Here is a 17,635-nt window from a genome sequence, read left to right as displayed (position 1 = left end):
GCGCTTCCGGTCACTTCTCCTCCAGCCCCGGCGCCTCGCGGATCAGCAGGTGGTCCAGGTTCTGGATATCGGCACTGAACACCCCGAACGTCTGCTCGGGGATTTTCTTGCTTGGTACCTGTTTCAACTCCGGCGTCACACCATAAAAGAAGCAATACAGCGGGCGATCGCTGTTTACGGCGGCCCTGATCTGCTCCAGGAACGCCTTGCGCTTGCGGTAGTTCTCGATCAGCTTCTTGTTCAGGTAGACGTTGACGGAGTATGGCTTCTTGTCGAGCCACACTTTCTTTTCAAAGTCGATGCGAACGCTGCTGGTGTAGTCCTTGATCGCTTTGATCCGACCCCAGTAGATCAAGCCCTTGTTGTCTTGCAGGTATTCGATCTTCTTGAAAAACGCCCAATACGTCGCGGTGTGCTCGCCGATCTTCAACGGCATGCCCTTGAGCTTGTCCTTGTCGTCGATATTGGACACGTAGCATTCCACCGGGTGGGCGAAGACGCTGGTCTTGTCCGGGGTGGTTTCGCTGGCGCTGTGGGAAGTATTGGAGATTTTCGAAGGTGCTTTCGCCGGATCTTGTGGGATAGCGTCTGCGGAACCTTGGATGACTGTCTTGCGTTCGTACTGACGTCGAGTCAGCACAAACTCCGACGGGAAGTTCTCCTCGCGCTCGTCCGCAGCGTCTCCCGCAGCGGCCTTGTGGCTGGCATAGCGGCAGCCGTCGATATGCCGGGTGCTGGGCAGGTTCTTGAAGTGCGGGGTGCGCAGGTAGTTGACGTTCTTGCCATTGAACGTACCCAGCACATTGCCCGCCGCAAACGCTGCACGGCAATCATCGTTGGGGCAGAGAAAGCTGTCCTTATCGGAGTCGAAGGCGGCGGTTTCGTCGAAATTCAGGTCGCGCACGTCATAGATCGACAGCTTTTCGTCCAGGCTCAGGCAATAGGCTGTGTCGAATTTCATCGGGGCGGGTCCGTGGCAAGATTCGCTATTAATAGCGGGGTTGCGCAGGTAGCACAAATGTCCGCTATCAGGGCGCAGCCCTTTCAACGCGTTTGAAAGGGTTGGTTCCAAGCGGCTTACGGCTTCGGTTTGCCTCGGCGCTTGGCCGAATGAAAATGCCGCCAATGCGCATCTTGCGCCGCCGCCAGCAACTCGCGATCCCCGCGCGTGTCGCCCCAGGCCCTGAGCCGATACTCACCCAGGTCGCCATACACCGCTTCAAGCCGCAACACCTTGTTCTCACAACGGCAGTTGTTGCCCGTAAGGCGCCCACTCAACACCCCATCGACCACCTCAAGCTCGGTCCCGATCAGTTTGATTCCCAGGCGATCGGCAAAAGGTTGCAACACGATTGCCGGCGAAGCCGAACACAACGTCACTTCGGCACCGGAGCCAATTTCATCGGCCACCGATTGCAAACCGGCAGGGCGCATCAGCTTGTTCCAATAAGCCTGGCAGTATTCTTCGGCTTTGCGCTGCACCCAGGCCTTCTCTACGCCGGTCATAAAGGTGCGAATCAACTGCGCCTTGAGCTCATCACGGCTCATCCGGCGCACCAGAAAGCGCAAGCCCGGCAGCGCCAGCTTGAGCATCCGGCGATTGAATTCCTGCTTGCCGAAAGCAAACTTGAGAAACGGCACAAAACTGTCGTGGCGGGTCAGGGTGCCGTCGAAGTCGAACACTGAAAGTACCTTGGCGCCCACGGGGCCGGCTTCTAGCATGTCTGGGTTCACGGGGTGGCCTCGGTCCTATCTACTATTTTTTTGGAATGCATAAGCTGTGACCGCAGGAGTCTACTCCGGTATCAATCTGCTGATTCTCGAGTAAAACCCCGCAGTGAAATCATCCCGGTCGCTCGACCGGTGACAACGCTGATGGCAATTGGGGCACAAGGCTACAGCATTGGAGATGCGATCCGAACCCTTACGGGTCAGGTGTTTGAGGTGATGTACTTCAAGAAATGGCAAACCGGCGGCCATAAAAAAGCCCCGGGTGCGACCCCAGGGCTTTTTCACGCTGCGACTATGAGCTGATCAATCCCAGCTCAACGCCCCACCGGTCTGATACTCGATCACGCGGGTCTCAAAGAAGTTCTTCTCTTTCTTCAAGTCCATGATCTCGCTCATCCACGGGAACGGGTTAGTGGTCCCTGGGTATTCTTCCTTCAAGCCGATCTGCGACAGGCGACGGTTGGCGATGAACTTGAGGTAGTCCTCCATCATCGCCGCGTTCATGCCCAATACGCCGCGCGGCATGGTGTCGCGTGCGTATTCGATCTCCAGCTGGGTCCCTTGCAGGATCATCTGGGTCGCTTCTTCCTTCATGTCGGCATCCCACAGGTGTGGGTTTTCGATTTTGATCTGGTTGATCACGTCGATGCCGAAGTTCAGGTGCATCGACTCATCGCGCAGGATGTACTGGAACTGCTCGGCCACGCCGGTCATTTTGTTGCGGCGGCCCATGGACAGGATCTGGGTGAAACCGCAGTAGAAGAAGATGCCTTCCAGCACGCAGTAGTAAGCGACCAGGTTGCGCAGCAGTTCTTTGTCGGTGTCGACGGTGCCGGTTTCGAACTTCGGATCGGAGATCGAACGGGTGTATTTCAGGCCCCAGGCTGCCTTTTTGGCGACCGATGGGATCTCGTGGTACATGTTGAAGATCTCGCCTTCATCCATGGCCAGCGATTCGATGCAGTACTGGTAGGCGTGGGTGTGGATCGCTTCTTCGAAGGCCTGGCGCAGGATGTACTGGCGGCACTCCGGGTTGGTGATCAGGCGGTACACGGCCAGCACCAGGTTGTTCGCGACCAGGGAATCGGCGGTGGAGAAGAAGCCCAGGTTGCGCATGACGATGCGACGTTCGTCGTCGGTCAGGCCTTCGGGGTTTTTCCACAGGGCGATGTCGGCGGTCATGTTGACCTCTTGCGGCATCCAGTGGTTGGCGCAGCCGTCGAGGTATTTCTGCCAGGCCCAGTCGTACTTGAAGGGTACGAGTTGGTTGAGGTCGGCGCGGCAGTTGATCATGCGCTTTTCGTCAACGGCGACACGGGCGGAAGCGCCTTCGAGTTCGGCGAGGCCTTCGGCGACGTCGAGTTTGTCCAGGGCAGCCTTGGCGCGCACGATGGCGGCGGAGTCGTTGGCGGTGACGGCGCGGGCTTCGATGGCAGCGGCAGCGCCGGCACCGTCGAGGCGGTCCATGTTGGCTTCGGTGGCGTGGCCGGCGTTGGCGCCTTTAGCGGCTACTTCGCCTTCTTCTTCTTTGTCGAATTCGTCCCAGCTCAGCATGACGTGTCGTCTCCTGCGTGTGGGCCAATGGTGCCCGTGTGAAACCGGATGGTTGGGTGTTCACACGGCCCAAGGGCCGCGGTGGATCTTTAAGGAATCGTTTGTTGCAACAGCTCGCGCAGGCACTAAACGGAATAGGGCTACGGGTGTTCTGCTTGAGGCCTGAGGGGCGGAGCGACAGTGTCGTACTCCTGCGGGGCCTCAGGTCTGGCTCGTTATCCCATGTAAAGGGATATTGCAGGCCCGATTTACCCGCGCATTATAGGGAAAAATTTGCCTTTGTGTTGCGGCGGATAGCCTCAGTCGAGGGGCAAAATGAGGGTATTTCCGGCCGGGGCACGGGTTTACAAGGGTTTGCCGGGGTAGGATTTTTTTGACGGGCGGTGAGGGATTTTTGAAGCAGGGGGCAAGGCGAGGATTTTGCGGGTGATTCTTTGCCGCAAGGACAATTCCTTGCGGCGAACATTGCCAGGTTAAGTTCTAACTAACTAAGTTATTAACCGTTAGAGCAACCATTACCCATGACTTTGTAATTAAGAATATGACGCTGGCCCTGGTGGTCTTCATATTCCATGCGCGCTGGAACAACTTCGCAGACATTCGGGATGGCGCTCATGGACACCACTTTGGCGATATCCAGATCGGTGGAGTAGGTGTATTCCTCAACAATGGCGGTGTGCTGGCTGGCTACGTCAGTCGGGATCTCGTCGGCCAGGGCGGCGGTGGCGCACAGGCTGGCAAGGGCCATAACTAATAAAGCTTTCATTTCCAATTTACCTTTTTACAGTCGAAGGGGGGCACGGGGCCCTTGTGAGGCCACGTGTGTAACTTGAGTAGTGAGTTCGGATTAACGTGCCTTCGTGGGGGCTGCAACTTGGTTAATCACGGTGCCTTGTTGGCGAGGCTGATTTTAGGCGCCTGGGTTGCATTCATATACCCGTGCTTTTGATAAACACTTTTGGCGGTTTTCGTAACAATCCACCACAGAGGTTTTTTTAGAGGCTGAGAAAAGCGCCACAAGCCCCGAGCCAGAGCATTGCAAGGGGATATCAGGGTAATTTGTAGGGGCTTGTTACTACCATCGTCGAATGGTTCTATAGGCCTACCCCGGCTAAAACAGGGGCATACAACAACAACTATTGTCACCGAGGTAAGAAAGATGAGTGCGGCTTCCCTGTACCCCGTTCGCCCCGAAGTAGCAGCCAATACGCTGACCGACGAGGCGACCTACAAGGCCATGTACCAGCAGTCGGTGGTCAACCCCGACGGCTTCTGGCGCGAGCAAGCCAAGCGTCTTGACTGGATCAAGCCTTTCACCACGGTCAAGCAAACCTCGTTCGACGACCACCATGTCGATATCAAATGGTTCGCAGACGGCACCCTCAACGTTTCCTACAACTGCCTGGACCGTCACCTCGCCGAGCGTGGCGACCACGCGGCCATCATCTGGGAAGGCGATGACCCTTCCGAGAGCCGTACCATCACCTACCGCGAACTGCATGAACAAGTCTGCAAGTTCGCCAACGCCCTGCGTGGCCAGGATGTGCACCGCGGCGACGTGGTGACCATCTATATGCCGATGATTCCCGAAGCCGTGGTCGCCATGCTGGCCTGTACCCGCATCGGTGCGATCCACTCGGTGGTGTTTGGCGGTTTCTCGCCTGAGGCCCTGGCCGGTCGCATCATCGACTGCAAATCCAAAGTGGTGATCACCGCTGACGAAGGCATCCGTGCCGGCAAGAAGGTGCCGCTCAAGGCCAACGTCGACGACGCGCTGACCAACCCGGAAACCAGCAGCATCCAGAAAGTTATCGTGTGTAAGCGCACCAATGGCCAGATCAAGTGGAACCAGCATCGCGACATCTGGTACGAAGACCTGATGAAAGTGGCGGGCACTGTCTGCGCGCCAAAAGAGATGGGTGCCGAAGAAGCGCTGTTCATCCTTTACACCTCCGGCTCCACTGGCAAGCCCAAGGGCGTGCAGCACACCACCGGCGGCTACCTGTTGTACGCGGCCCTGACCCACGAGCGCGTGTTCGACTACCGCCCGGGCGAAGTCTACTGGTGCACCGCTGACGTCGGTTGGGTCACTGGCCACACTTATATTGTCTACGGCCCGCTGGCCAATGGTGCTACCACGCTGCTGTTCGAAGGCGTGCCGAACTACCCGGATATCACCCGGGTCGGGAAAATCGTCGACAAGCACAAGGTCAATATCCTCTACACCGCGCCGACGGCGATCCGCGCAATGATGGCTTCCGGCACCGCCGCCTGCGAAGGTACTGACGGCAGCAGCCTGCGCCTGTTGGGTTCGGTGGGTGAGCCGATCAACCCGGAAGCGTGGGACTGGTACTACAAGAACGTCGGCCAATCCCGTTGCCCGATTGTCGATACCTGGTGGCAGACCGAAACCGGCGCGACCCTGATGAGCCCATTGCCGGGCGCTCACGCGCTCAAGCCGGGTTCGGCGGCACGCCCATTCTTTGGTGTGGTGCCGGCGTTGGTGGACAACCTGGGCAACATCATCGAGGGTGCCGCCGAAGGCAACCTGGTGATCCTCGATTCGTGGCCAGGCCAGGCGCGTACCCTGTACGGCGACCATGACCGTTTTGTCGACACTTACTTCAAGACCTTCCGTGGCATGTACTTCACTGGCGACGGCGCGCGTCGCGATGAAGACGGCTACTGGTGGATCACCGGCCGCGTGGATGACGTGCTCAACGTTTCCGGGCACCGCATGGGCACCGCCGAGATCGAAAGCGCCATGGTTGCCCACCCGAAAGTCACGGAAGCAGCAGTGGTTGGCGTACCTCACGACATCAAGGGCCAAGGCATCTATGTGTATGTCACCCTGAAAAACGGCGAGGAGCCGACCGAAGCGTTGCGCCTGGAGCTGAAGAACTGGGTGCGCAAAGAGATCGGCCCGATTGCTTCGCCGGACGTGATCCAGTGGGCACCGGGTCTGCCGAAGACCCGTTCGGGGAAAATCATGCGCCGTATCCTGCGCAAGATTGCCACGGCCGAGTATGACGGGCTGGGCGATATCTCCACCCTGGCCGATCCAAGCGTGGTGCAGCATTTGATTGATACCCACAAGACCATGAACGCCGCGTAAGCGGGTTGATGGGACCAAGCCCCATTCGGTGTAAGCCGGGTGGGGCTTTTTTGTGGGAATTCACTTTGAAGTACCAGCAATGTGGCAGTTGGCGGCTGACAGACTGCTCTCAGCAGCAAGCCAATAAATATCGGTTTATCTCGTAGGGCATTTCTGAATGTTACCCAGCGGTGCAAATGTGTAACCTTGCGCCCAAACATGAGGCAAAGTGCTACATCAGCGCCTTGAAAATGCCCGTTTTAGACGCCCGGCAAAATAAGATCAAACGCTACACTTGCCGGGATAGAAGGGTTTGCGAATAATAGGCCCGCAATTTGCAGCGTTAATAGGTTTAGTATCTTTTGCCTCTGCATAAATTTCAGGGGTTGTCAATGTGTTGGAGTCGCTTTCTCGGTGCTTCTGTAAATTGTTGTCGCATTGAGGAAATATCGGCTTCCGGCCTGTCGTTAGAATGCCGATCACTCGCTCGTCGTCGCCGTGTTGAACTGGTGTAGGACGCAGCACCGCTATTCGGTTTCACTCAGTCGCATCGTGGGCCATGGCTCATACTGCTGTTTTTGTCCTATACCGATGGAGTCCCAAGATGAAGAAACTCGTGCTGTTGGGCGCCCTGGCGCTGTCCGTGCTGTCCATGCAAGCCTTCGCTGAAGAGAAGCCGCTGAAAATTGGTATCGAAGCAGCCTACCCTCCGTTTGCCTCGAAGGCGCCGGACGGCAACATCGTCGGTTTCGACTACGACATCGGCAATGCCCTGTGCGAAGAGATGAAGGTCAAGTGCACTTGGGTCGAGCAGGAATTCGACGGCCTGATCCCGGCGCTCAAAGTCCGCAAGATCGACGCGATTCTGTCGTCCATGTCCATCACTGACGACCGCAAGAAGTCCGTGGACTTCACCAACCGCTACTACCTGACCCCGGCGCGCCTGGTGATGAAGGACGGCGTTGCCGTCAGCGACAGCCTGGTTGAGCTCAAGGACAAGAAGATCGGCGTACAGCGTGGTTCGATCCACGACCGTTTCGCCAAGGAAGTCCTGGCGCCTAAAGGTGCGACCATCGTTCCTTACAGCACCCAGAACGAAATCTACCTGGACGTGGCTGCCGGTCGCCTTGATGGCACCGTGGCTGATGCGACCCTGCTCGAAGACGGTTTCCTGAAGACCGACGCGGGCAAAGGCTACGCGTTCGTAGGTCCTGCGTTCACCGACGCCAAATACTTCGGCGACGGCATCGGTATCGCAGTGCGTAAAGGCGACAAGGCCAACCTGGAGCGCATCAATGCGGCCATCGCTGCGATCCGCGCCAATGGCAAGTACAAAGAAATCGAGAAAAAGTATTTCAACTTCGATATTTACGGCGCTGACGCCAAGTAAACCTTCGCAGTTGTCTGTCCAGAATGGCGCAAGCACCAGGGTCTCTGAAGTTTGCGCCATTTTTTCATCCGCCTTTTCGAGGACCTGAATCATGTTGAAAGGCTACGGGGCCGTTATCCTCGATGGCGCATGGTTGACGCTTCAGCTCGCCTTGTCGTCCATGGCCTTGGCCATTGTTCTGGGTCTGATTGGGGTTGCACTACGCCTGTCGCCGGTCCGCTGGCTGGCGTGGCTGGGCGACCTGTATTCCACGGTGATCCGCGGGATCCCCGACCTGGTGCTGATCCTGCTGATTTTCTACGGTGGTCAGGACCTGCTCAATCGCGTCGCGCCGCTACTGGGCTACGACGACTATATTGACTTGAACCCCTTGGCCGCCGGTATCGGCACCCTGGGTTTCATCTTTGGCGCCTACCTCTCGGAAACCTTCCGTGGCGCCTTCATGGCCATCCCCAAGGGGCAGGCCGAGGCGGGCATGGCTTATGGCATGAGCCCGTTCCAGGTGTTTTTCCGGGTGATGGTGCCGCAGATGATCCGGCTGGCAATCCCCGGTTTTACCAACAACTGGCTGGTATTGACCAAGGCCACTGCACTGATTTCGGTGGTGGGCCTGCAAGACATGATGTTCAAGGCCAAGCAGGCGGCGGATGCCACCCGCGAACCTTTTACCTTCTTCCTCGCGGTGGCGGCGATGTACCTGGTGATCACCAGCGTCTCGTTGCTGGCCCTGCGTTACCTTGAGAAGCGCTACTCGGTAGGCGTAAAGGCGGCTGATCTATGATCTTCGACTACAACGTCATCTGGGAGGCCATGCCGCTGTACCTTGGCGGCTTGCTGACCACCCTCAAACTGCTGCTGATCTCGCTGTTCTTCGGCCTGCTCGCCGCCGTGCCCCTGGGCCTGATGCGGGTGTCCAAGCAGCCGCTGGTCAATGGCGCGGCCTGGCTCTACACCTATGTGATCCGCGGCACGCCGATGCTGGTGCAGCTGTTCCTGATCTACTACGGCCTGGCCCAGTTCGAAGCGGTACGCGAGAGCTTCCTCTGGCCGTGGCTGTCCAGCGCAACCTTCTGCGCCTGCCTGGCCTTTGCCATCAATACCAGTGCCTACACCGCAGAAATCATCGCCGGCAGCCTCAAGGCCACGCCCCATGGCGAGATCGAAGCCGCCAAGGCCATGGGCATGTCGCGCTACAAGCTGTACCGCCGCATCCTGCTGCCCTCGGCCCTGCGCCGGGCACTGCCGCAGTACAGCAATGAAGTGATCATGATGTTGCAGACCACCAGCCTGGCCTCCATCGTTACCCTGATCGACATCACCGGTGCCGCGCGCACGGTGAACGCCCAGTACTACCTGCCGTTCGAAGCCTATATCACCGCGGGCCTGTTCTACCTGTGCCTGACGTTCATCCTGGTGCGCCTGTTCAAGCTGGCCGAGCGTCGCTGGTTGAGCTACCTGGCTCCACGGAAGCACTGATATGGAACGCATCGACCACGTATTGCCCTGGGGGCACCTGGGCTGCGAGCGCCAACTGACGGTGTTCCGCTTCGGCCACGGCGAGCGCAAGGCGTATCTGCAGGCCAGCCTGCACGCCGATGAGTTGCCGGGGATGCGCGCGGCCTGGGAGCTGAAAAAGCGCCTGCTTGAGCTGGAGCAGCAGGGTGCGCTCAACGGGGTGATCGAACTGGTGCCGGTGGCCAACCCGATGGGCCTCGGGCAGTTGCTGCAAGGCAGCCACCAGGGGCGTTTCGAGATTGGCAGCGGCAAGAACTTCAACCGTGATTTCGTCGAGTTGAGCGCGCCGGTGGCGGCCCTGCTGGAAGGCCGGCTGGGCGACGATCCTCACGCCAACGTGCGCATGATCCGCCAGGCGATGAGCGATGCGCTCAATGCATTGCCCGAGCCGAGCAGCCAGTTGCAAGGCATGCAGCGGGTCTTGCTGAGCCATGCCTGCACCGCCGATGTGGTCCTCGACCTGCACTGCGATGCCGAAGCTGCGCTGCACATGTACGCGCTGCCCCAGCACTGGCCGCAGTGGCGTTCGTTGTCGGCGCATTTGAATGTGAAGGTCGGCCTGTTGGCGGAAGACTCCGGCGGCAGCTCGTTTGATGAAGCCTGCTCGTTGCCGTGGCTGCGTTTGTCGCGGGCGTTCCCCGAGGCGCAGATCCCCCTGGCTTGCCTGGCAACCACCCTGGAGCTGGGCGGTCAGGCCGACACCGGTCGGGATGAGGCGATTTTTCACGCCGAAGGCATCCTCGCGTTCCTCGCCGAGCAGGGCCTGATCAAGGGTGAGTGGCCGGCGCCGCAACATGAGCCGTGTGAAGGGGTGCCCTTTGAAGGCACCGAATTGCTGTTCGCACCCCACGCCGGGGTGATCAGTTACCTGCGTAAAGCCGGTGACTGGGTGGAAACCGGCGAACCGATTTTTGAAGTGATTGATCCTTTGGCCGACCGCGTCAGCATTGTCTGTGCCGGTACGTCGGGGGTGTTGTTTGCCGTTGAACGGCTACGTTATGCCCAAGCGGGTTTCTGGCTGGCCAAGGTGGCGGGGCGCGAAGCGCTGCGTCACGGGCGCTTGCTCAACGACTGACCAACTGTTTTTGTGAGAACCGACCGCATGTACAAACTTGAAGTCCAAGACCTGCATAAACGCTATGGCAGTCATGAAGTGCTCAAAGGCGTGTCCTTGGCCGCCGCGGCCGGTGATGTGATCAGCATCATCGGGTCCAGTGGCTCGGGCAAAAGTACCTTTTTGCGCTGCATCAACCTGCTGGAGCAGCCTCACGCCGGCAAGATCCTGCTCAATAACGAAGAGCTGAAGCTGGTGGCCAACAAGGACGGCGCGATGAAGGCCGCCGACCCCAAGCAGTTGCAGCGCATGCGTTCGCGCCTGTCCATGGTGTTCCAGCATTTCAACCTGTGGTCGCACATGACCGCCCTGGAAAACGTCATGGAAGCCCCGGTACACGTGCTGGGCATGTCGAAAAAAGACGCCCGCGAAAAGGCCGAGCACTACCTGGCCAAAGTGGGCGTGGCCCACCGCAAGGACGCCTTCCCCGGCCATATGTCCGGTGGCGAGCAGCAGCGCGTGGCAATTGCCCGGGCGCTGGCGATGGAGCCTGAGGTGATGCTGTTTGACGAGCCGACTTCGGCCCTCGACCCGGAGCTGGTCGGCGAAGTCTTGAAAGTCATGCAGGACCTGGCCCTGGAAGGCCGGACCATGGTGGTGGTGACTCACGAAATGGGCTTTGCCCGTGAAGTGTCGAACCAGTTGGTGTTCCTGCACAAAGGCATTGTCGAAGAGCGCGGCAACCCGCGTGAAGTGCTGGTCAACCCGCAGTCCGAGCGGTTGCAGCAGTTCTTGTCCGGCAGCTTGAAGTAAACAGGGCTGCGTTTATGCACTGAAATAGTGCATGCTTCGCAGCCTTGAGGTTGGCCTCGATTCCCTGTGGGGGCGGGCTTGCCTGCGATGGCGAGGTGACTGGCCCGCCGCTGTCGCAGGCAAGCCAGCTCCTACATCAGATCTCTGTTTGTGTTGAGTTTTGTGTTTACTTACGGGCTAGCATTGGCCCATGCCTCTACTCCCGTTTTTCGTTTCGGATAGCATTCCATGACAGCCCATCGCATCGGTTTCCTGATTTGGCCCAGCACTAAAGCCCTGACGCTTGCGCTGGCTGAGGAGGCCTTGCGCGTTGCCCAGCGGGTGCATCCGGATGTGGTCTACGAGGTGTCATTCCTGCAGGCCGAGCCGCCGGTCGAGGGTGAGTGGAAATTGCCCGGCGAACCCTGGGCCGGCAAGCTGGAAGGTTTCCAGAAGCTGTTCCTGCTGGCCGATGAACCGCCGACGGTGATCGCCTCGCAACTGGGCTCTGCGCTCAAGCAGCTGGTACGCGCCGGCTGCGTGATCGGTGGCTTGTCGGCAGGGGTGTATCCCCTGGCGCAACTGGGGTTGCTCGATGGCTATCGTGCTGCCGTGCACTGGCGCTGGCAGGACGACTTTGCCGAGCGTTTTCCCAAGGTCATTGCCACCAGCCATTTGTTCGATTGGGATCGTGATCGCCTGAGCGCCTGTGGCGGCATGTCGGTTCTCGACCTGATGCTGGCAGTGTTGGCCCGTGACCACGGCGCCGAACTGGCGGGCGCGGTCTCCGAAGAACTGGTGGTGGAGCGCATCCGTGAAGGCGGCGAGCGCCAGCGCATCCCTCTGCAAAACCGCCTGGGCTCCAGCCATCCGAAGCTGACCCAGGCGGTGTTGCTGATGGAGGCCAATATCGAAGAACCGCTGACCACCGACGAAATCGCCCAGCATGTGTGCGTGTCGCGACGACAACTGGAACGGATCTTCAAGCAATACCTCAACCGCGTTCCCAGCCAGTACTACCTGGAACTGCGCCTGAACAAGGCGCGCCAGATGCTGATGCAAACCAGCAAGTCGATCATCCAGATCGGCCTGTCCTGCGGCTTCTCCTCGGGGCCGCACTTCTCCAGCGCCTACCGCAACTTCTTCGGCGCCACCCCGCGTGAAGACCGCAACCAGCGTCGCAGCAGCAGCCCGTTCGAGTTGTCGTCGGTGCCGTCCGAGCGCGGCTGAGCAGCGTCTTGTCCGGCGCATGCAGTTGAGCAAAATTCCCACGGCACTGCCGCAACCGCCTGTCTTCTGTTTAAACTGCGCCATTGCGAAGCTATTTGTCGCATTGGCGTAAACCCGCGTAAAACGGGGGTTGGCGCTATAAGAAGTTGTCGCTTGGCGGCAAGGCCGCGCTGAAAACTGTCCTTACAATCCCTGCATCGCCCGCCAGTTTCAGGCAGGCGTTCCTCTTCAGGAGACTCCGATGTCCGTTGAGCAAGCCCCGGTGCAACGTGCCGATTTCGACCAGGTCATGGTGCCCAACTATGCCCCTGCCGCCTTTATCCCTGTGCGTGGCGAAGGTTCCCGTGTGTGGGACCAGTCGGGTCGCGAGCTGATCGACTTTGCCGGCGGCATCGCAGTAAACGTGCTGGGCCATGCCCACCCGGCGCTGGTCGGTGCACTGACTGAACAGGCCAACAAGCTGTGGCACGTCTCTAACGTGTTCACCAATGAGCCGGCCCTGCGCCTGGCCCATAAGCTGATCGACGCCACCTTTGCCGAGCGCGTGTTCTTCTGCAACTCCGGCGCCGAAGCCAACGAGGCCGCCTTCAAGCTGGCCCGTCGCGTGGCGTTCGACCGTTTCGGCAGCGAGAAATACGAGATCATCGCCGCACTGAACAGCTTCCACGGCCGCACCCTGTTTACCGTCAACGTCGGTGGCCAGTCGAAGTACTCCGATGGCTTCGGTCCTAAAATCACCGGCATCACCCACGTTCCTTATAACGACCTGGACGCGCTGAAAGCTGCGGTGTCGGACAAGACCTGCGCCGTGGTGCTGGAGCCGATCCAGGGTGAAGGCGGCGTGCTGCCGGCCGAGCTGGCCTACCTGCAAGGTGCCCGCGACCTGTGTGACGCCAACAATGCACTGCTGGTGTTCGACGAAGTGCAGACCGGTATGGGCCGCAGCGGCCATCTGTTTGCCTACCAGCACTACGGCGTGGTGCCCGACATCCTTACCAGCGCCAAGAGCCTGGGCGGAGGTTTCCCGATTGCCGCGATGCTGACCCGTGAAGACCTGGCCAAGCACCTGGTGGTCGGCACCCACGGCACCACCTACGGCGGCAACCCGCTGGCATGCGCGGTGGCGGAAGCGGTGATCGACGTGATCAACACCCCTGAGGTGCTGGCCGGCGTGAATGCCAAGCACGACCTGTTCAAGGCCCGCCTGGAGCAGATCGGCCAGCAATACGGGATCTTCACCCAGGTGCGTGGCATGGGCCTGCTGCTCGGTTGCGTATTGAGCGATGCCTTCAAAGGCAAGGCCAAGGACGTGTTCAACGCGGCCGAGAAAGAAAACCTGATGATCCTGCAAGCCGGCCCGGACGTGGTGCGCTTTGCGCCGAGCCTGGTGGTGGAAGATGCGGATATCACCGAAGGGCTGGATCGTTTTGAGCGTGCTGTAAAAACACTGACGCAAGCCTGATAGATACACATTTATCTAACGAACCGGATCAAATGTGGGAGCGGGCTTGCCCGCGATAGCGATCTGTCAGTCGACGTTGTTGTGACTGGCCCACCGCAATCGCGGGCAAGCCCGCTCCCACATTGGAACCTGGGTGATTCCAGGTTCGGTGTCCGGCATTTTTTTATGAAGTTTTCGAGTTAAGGAGTGACACCATGCTGGTGATGCGCCCCGCGCAAATGGCTGATCTGGGCGAGGTACAGCGTCTGGCTGCGGACAGCCCGATTGGTGTCACCTCCCTGCCGGATGACGTTGAACGCCTGAGCGACAAAATCGCCGCCAGCGAAGCGTCCTTCGCCGCCGAAGTGAGTTTCAACGGCGAAGAAAGCTATTTCTTTGTTCTCGAAGACACCGTTGCCGACAAGCTGGTGGGCTGTTCGGCCATCGTCGCCTCGGCCGGTTATTCCGAGCCGTTCTACAGCTTTCGCAACGAGACCTTCGTCCACGCCTCCCGTGAACTGAAGATCCACAACAAGATTCACGTCCTGTCCCAGTGCCACGACCTGACCGGCAACAGCTTGCTGACCAGCTTCTACGTGGTGCCGGAGCTGGTGGGGTCGGCCTGGTCGGAACTCAACTCCCGTGGCCGCCTGTTGTTTGTCGCCAGCCACCCGGAGCGGTTTGCCGATTCGGTGGTGACCGAGATTGTCGGCTACAGCGATGAGAACGGTGACTCGCCGTTCTGGGACGCCATCGGCCGCAACTTCTTCGACCTCAACTATGCTGCCGCCGAGCGCCTGTGCGGGTTGAAGAGCCGCACCTTCCTCGCCGAACTGATGCCGCACTACCCAATCTACGTGCCGCTGTTGCCCGACGAAGCCCAGGAAGCCATGGGCCAGGTGCACCCGCGTGCGCAGATCACCTTCGACATCCTGATGCGCGAAGGCTTTGAAACCGACCATTACATCGACATCTTCGACGGTGGCCCGACCCTGCATGCACGGGTCTCGGGCATCCGCTCGATCGCCCAGAGCCGCGTGGTGCCGGTGAAGATCGGCGAGATGGTCAAGGGCGTCGGCCGCCAGTACCTGGTGAGCAACGCGCAGTTGCAGGATTACCGCGCGGTCATGCTCGAACTGGACTACGCGCCGGGCAAGCCCGTGACCCTGGACCTGGAAGCGGCCGAAGCCCTGGGCGTCGGCGAAGGCGCCAGCGTGCGTCTGGTCGCGGTTTAAAAGCAGAGTTTCGCGGGTGGCTGCAGCCAGCGGCCCGTTTGAGGAGATAGCATGATCGTTCGTCCCGTACGCAGCAGCGATTTACCGGCCCTGATTGAATTGGCGCGCAGCACTGGCACCGGTCTCACCACCTTGCCGGCCAACGAAGAGCGCCTGACCCACCGGGTGGGCTGGGCTGAAAAAACCTTTCGCGGCGAAGCCGGGCGCGGGGATGCCGACTACCTGTTTGTGCTGGAAAACGACGAAGGCCGCGTGGTGGGGATTTCCGCGATTGCCGGCGCCGTCGGCCTGCGCGAGCCGTGGTACAACTTCCGGGTCGGCCTGACGGTCAGCGCCTCCCAGGAGCTGAATATCTACCGCGAGATTCCTACGCTGTTCCTGGCCAACGACCTGACGGGCAACTCCGAGCTGTGCTCGCTGTTCCTGCATGCCGATTACCGCAACGGCCTCAACGGTCGCATGCTGGCCAAGGCGCGGATGCTGTTTATCGCCGAGTTCCCGCAGCTGTTTGGCAACAAGATCATCGCCGAGATGCGCGGGGTGTCCAATGACGCCGGGCGCTCGCCGTTCTGGGAAAGCCTGGGCCGGCACTTCTTCAAGATGGAGTTCAGCCAGGCCGACTACCTCACCGGCGTGGGCAACAAGGCGTTTATCGCCGAACTGATGCCCAAGTTCCCGCTGTACACCTGCTTTTTGTCCGAGGACGCCCGCAACGTGATCGGCAAGGTTCATCCCGACACCGAGCCGGCCTTGAGCATGCTCAAGAGCGAAGGCTTCAGCTACCAGGGTTACGTCGATATCTTCGACGCAGGTCCGGCGGTGGAGTGTGAGACCAGCAAGATCCGCGCGGTGCGCGACAGCCAGGCGCTGGTACTGGCCATTGGCACGCCGGGGGACGACGCCACGCCGTTCCTGATGCATAACCGTAAACGTGAAGAGTGCCGCATCACCGCCGCACCGGCGCGCCTGGCTGCCGGCACGCTGGTGGTCGATCCGCTGACCGCCAAGCGCCTGCAACTGGTGGCTGGTGATCAAGTGCGTGCGGTACCGTTGTCTGCTGCCCGGGAGTCGAAATAATGAATGCGTTGTATATCGCAGGGAGCTGGCTGGCTGGCCAGGGTGAACGCTTTGAGTCGCTGAACCCGGTGACCCAGCAAGTGGTCTGGGCCGGCAATGGCGCCAGCGTCGAGCAGGTCGAATCCGCGGTGCAGGCCGCACGCCAAGCGTTCCCGGCCTGGGCCAAGCGCCCGCTGCAAGAGCGCATCAGTGTGCTGGAAACCTTTGCCGCCACCCTGAAAAGCCGTGCCGATGAAATCGCCCGCTGCATTGGCGAGGAAACCGGCAAGCCTCTGTGGGAATCGGCCACCGAAGTCACCAGCATGGCCAATAAAATCGCGATCTCGGTGCAAAGCTACCGCGAGCGTACCGGCGAGAAGAGCGGCCCCCTGGGCGACGCCACCGCTGTATTGCGCCACAAGCCTCACGGTGTGGTCGCAGTATTCGGCCCTTACAACTTCCCTGGCCACTTGCCCAATGGGCATATCGTCCCGGCCTTGCTCGCGGGTAATACCGTATTGTTCAAACCGAGCGAGCTGACCCCTAAAGTGGCCGAGCTGACGGTGCAGTGCTGGGTCGAAGCCGGCCTGCCAGCGGGCGTGTTGAACCTGCTGCAAGGCGCGCGCGAGACCGGGATTGCCCTGGCCTCAAATCCAGGTATCGACGGGCTGTTCTTCACTGGCTCCAGCCGCACCGGCAACCACCTGCACCAGCAATTCGCCGGGCGCCCGGACAAGATCCTCGCGCTGGAAATGGGCGGCAACAACCCGCTGGTGGTGGACCAGGTGGCCGATGTGGACGCTGCGGTCTATACCATCATCCAGTCGGCCTTTATTTCCGCCGGCCAGCGCTGCACCTGCGCCCGGCGCCTGCTGGTACCGGAAGGCGCCTGGGGCGATGCACTGCTGGCGCGCCTGGTGGCGGTCAGCGCGACCATTGCCGTCGGTGCCTACGACCAGCAACCGCCGCCGTTCATGGGCTCGGTGATCTCCCTGGCGGCGGCCAAGGCCTTGATGGAGGCCCAGGAACTGATGCTGGCCAACGGCGCCGTGGCGCTGCTGGAAATGACTCAGCCCCAGGCGCAGGCAGCCTTGCTGACGCCAGGCATCATCGACGTCACGGCCGTGATCGAGCGCGAGGACGAAGAGCTGTTCGGCCCGTTGCTGCAAGTCATTCGCTATACGGATTTTGAAGCGGCGATCAGTGAAGCCAACAACACCCAGTACGGCCTGGCCGCCGGTCTGTTGTCGGACTCCGAGGCGCGTTACCAGCAGTTCTGGCTGGAGAGCCGGGCCGGTATCGTCAACTGGAACAAGCAACTGACCGGCGCCGCCAGCACCGCGCCCTTTGGCGGGGTAGGGGCATCGGGCAATCATCGCGCCAGTGCGTATTACGCGGCGGATTATTGCGCGTACCCGGTGGCGTCCCTGGAAACCCCGAGCCTGGTCTTGCCGGCCGCGCTGACTCCGGGTGTGACGCTGATCTAAGTGTGGCAGCTGGCGTGTGTGGGAGCTGGCTTGACTGCGATGCGGACACCTCGATC

15 protein-coding genes and 1 pseudogene are annotated in these 17,635 nt (G+C 60.1%); 11 read left to right on the top strand and 5 right to left on the bottom strand.

Annotated elements, in window-relative coordinates; genetic code table 11:
• Positions 1 to 10 precede the first annotated feature (10 nt).
• The 5 genes and pseudogenes from HBR94_RS25695 to HBR94_RS25675 all read right to left on the bottom strand — a co-directional run bounded on the left by HBR94_RS25695 (position 11) and on the right by HBR94_RS25675 (position 4,051).
• A complete protein-coding gene (locus HBR94_RS25695) occupies positions 11 to 961 on the bottom strand; it encodes a hypothetical protein (RefSeq protein ID WP_170045741.1) in 951 nt (316 codons plus the stop codon).
• Between the two features lie 116 nt (positions 962 to 1,077).
• A complete protein-coding gene (locus HBR94_RS25690; RefSeq protein WP_057960453.1) occupies positions 1,078 to 1,722 on the bottom strand; it encodes an HAD family hydrolase in 645 nt (214 codons plus the stop codon).
• Positions 1,723 to 1,794: 72 nt separating this feature from the next.
• A pseudogene (locus tag HBR94_RS25685) lies at positions 1,795 to 1,971 on the bottom strand (HNH endonuclease); the annotation flags it as partial.
• A gap of 63 nt (positions 1,972 to 2,034) precedes the next feature.
• Complete coding sequence (locus HBR94_RS25680) at positions 2,035 to 3,285, bottom strand: ribonucleotide-diphosphate reductase subunit beta (RefSeq protein ID WP_090291778.1); 1,251 nt, start codon at positions 3,283 to 3,285, stop codon at positions 2,035 to 2,037.
• 496 nt (positions 3,286 to 3,781) lie between these two features.
• Positions 3,782 to 4,051 carry a DUF2790 domain-containing protein gene (locus HBR94_RS25675; protein WP_057444078.1) on the bottom strand — a complete coding sequence of 90 codons (270 nt, stop codon included), beginning with the start codon at positions 4,049 to 4,051 and terminating at the stop codon, positions 3,782 to 3,784.
• Between the two features lie 393 nt (positions 4,052 to 4,444).
• Between HBR94_RS25675 and acs the strand changes: the two genes are divergently transcribed.
• From acs to astD, 11 genes are all read left to right on the top strand, one after another.
• Positions 4,445 to 6,400, top strand: coding sequence for an acetate--CoA ligase (gene acs, locus HBR94_RS25670; RefSeq protein WP_057439717.1), 1,956 nt, complete (start codon positions 4,445 to 4,447; stop codon positions 6,398 to 6,400).
• Between the two features lie 583 nt (positions 6,401 to 6,983).
• Entirely contained in the window at positions 6,984 to 7,769 is a 786-nt protein-coding gene (locus tag HBR94_RS25665; protein WP_057439716.1) for an ABC transporter substrate-binding protein, read from the top strand.
• Between the two features lie 91 nt (positions 7,770 to 7,860).
• Complete coding sequence (locus tag HBR94_RS25660) at positions 7,861 to 8,550, top strand: ABC transporter permease (protein ID WP_029294434.1); 690 nt, start codon at positions 7,861 to 7,863, stop codon at positions 8,548 to 8,550.
• Complete coding sequence (locus HBR94_RS25655; RefSeq protein ID WP_029294436.1) at positions 8,547 to 9,245, top strand: ABC transporter permease; 699 nt, start codon at positions 8,547 to 8,549, stop codon at positions 9,243 to 9,245. The genes HBR94_RS25660 and HBR94_RS25655 overlap by 4 nt, the downstream gene beginning before the upstream one ends.
• 1 nt (position 9,246) lies before the next feature.
• Positions 9,247 to 10,359, top strand: coding sequence for a succinylglutamate desuccinylase/aspartoacylase family protein (locus HBR94_RS25650; protein ID WP_057439715.1), 1,113 nt, complete (start codon positions 9,247 to 9,249; stop codon positions 10,357 to 10,359).
• 27 nt (positions 10,360 to 10,386) lie between these two features.
• Entirely contained in the window at positions 10,387 to 11,151 is a 765-nt protein-coding gene (locus HBR94_RS25645; RefSeq protein ID WP_029294441.1) for an ATP-binding cassette domain-containing protein, read from the top strand.
• 228 nt (positions 11,152 to 11,379) lie between these two features.
• Complete coding sequence (locus HBR94_RS25640) at positions 11,380 to 12,360, top strand: GlxA family transcriptional regulator (RefSeq protein ID WP_057439714.1); 981 nt, start codon at positions 11,380 to 11,382, stop codon at positions 12,358 to 12,360.
• A 241-nt stretch (positions 12,361 to 12,601) separates the two neighbouring features.
• Positions 12,602 to 13,822 carry an aspartate aminotransferase family protein gene (locus tag HBR94_RS25635; RefSeq protein WP_115128780.1) on the top strand — a complete coding sequence of 407 codons (1,221 nt, stop codon included), beginning with the start codon at positions 12,602 to 12,604 and terminating at the stop codon, positions 13,820 to 13,822.
• A 194-nt stretch (positions 13,823 to 14,016) separates the two neighbouring features.
• The gene (gene aruF / locus HBR94_RS25630; RefSeq protein ID WP_170045740.1) at positions 14,017 to 15,036 is read left to right on the top strand and encodes an arginine/ornithine succinyltransferase subunit alpha; all 1,020 of its coding nucleotides are present in this window, start codon (positions 14,017 to 14,019) and stop codon (positions 15,034 to 15,036) included.
• 51 nt (positions 15,037 to 15,087) lie between these two features.
• On the top strand, positions 15,088 to 16,113 hold the full coding sequence (astA, locus tag HBR94_RS25625) for an arginine N-succinyltransferase (RefSeq protein ID WP_057960449.1): 1,026 nt from the start codon (positions 15,088 to 15,090) through the stop codon (positions 16,111 to 16,113).
• A complete protein-coding gene (astD, locus tag HBR94_RS25620; protein ID WP_169961313.1) occupies positions 16,110 to 17,579 on the top strand; it encodes a succinylglutamate-semialdehyde dehydrogenase in 1,470 nt (489 codons plus the stop codon). The genes astA and astD overlap by 4 nt, the downstream gene beginning before the upstream one ends.
• Positions 17,580 to 17,635 lie beyond the last annotated feature (56 nt).

The organism is Pseudomonas sp. WS 5412 (assembly GCF_012985615.1).
Taxonomy (GTDB): domain Bacteria; phylum Pseudomonadota; class Gammaproteobacteria; order Pseudomonadales; family Pseudomonadaceae; genus Aquipseudomonas; species Aquipseudomonas shahriarae.
Note: the sequence above shows the minus strand (reverse complement) of the source record. Positions and strands in the feature narration are given on the sequence as shown.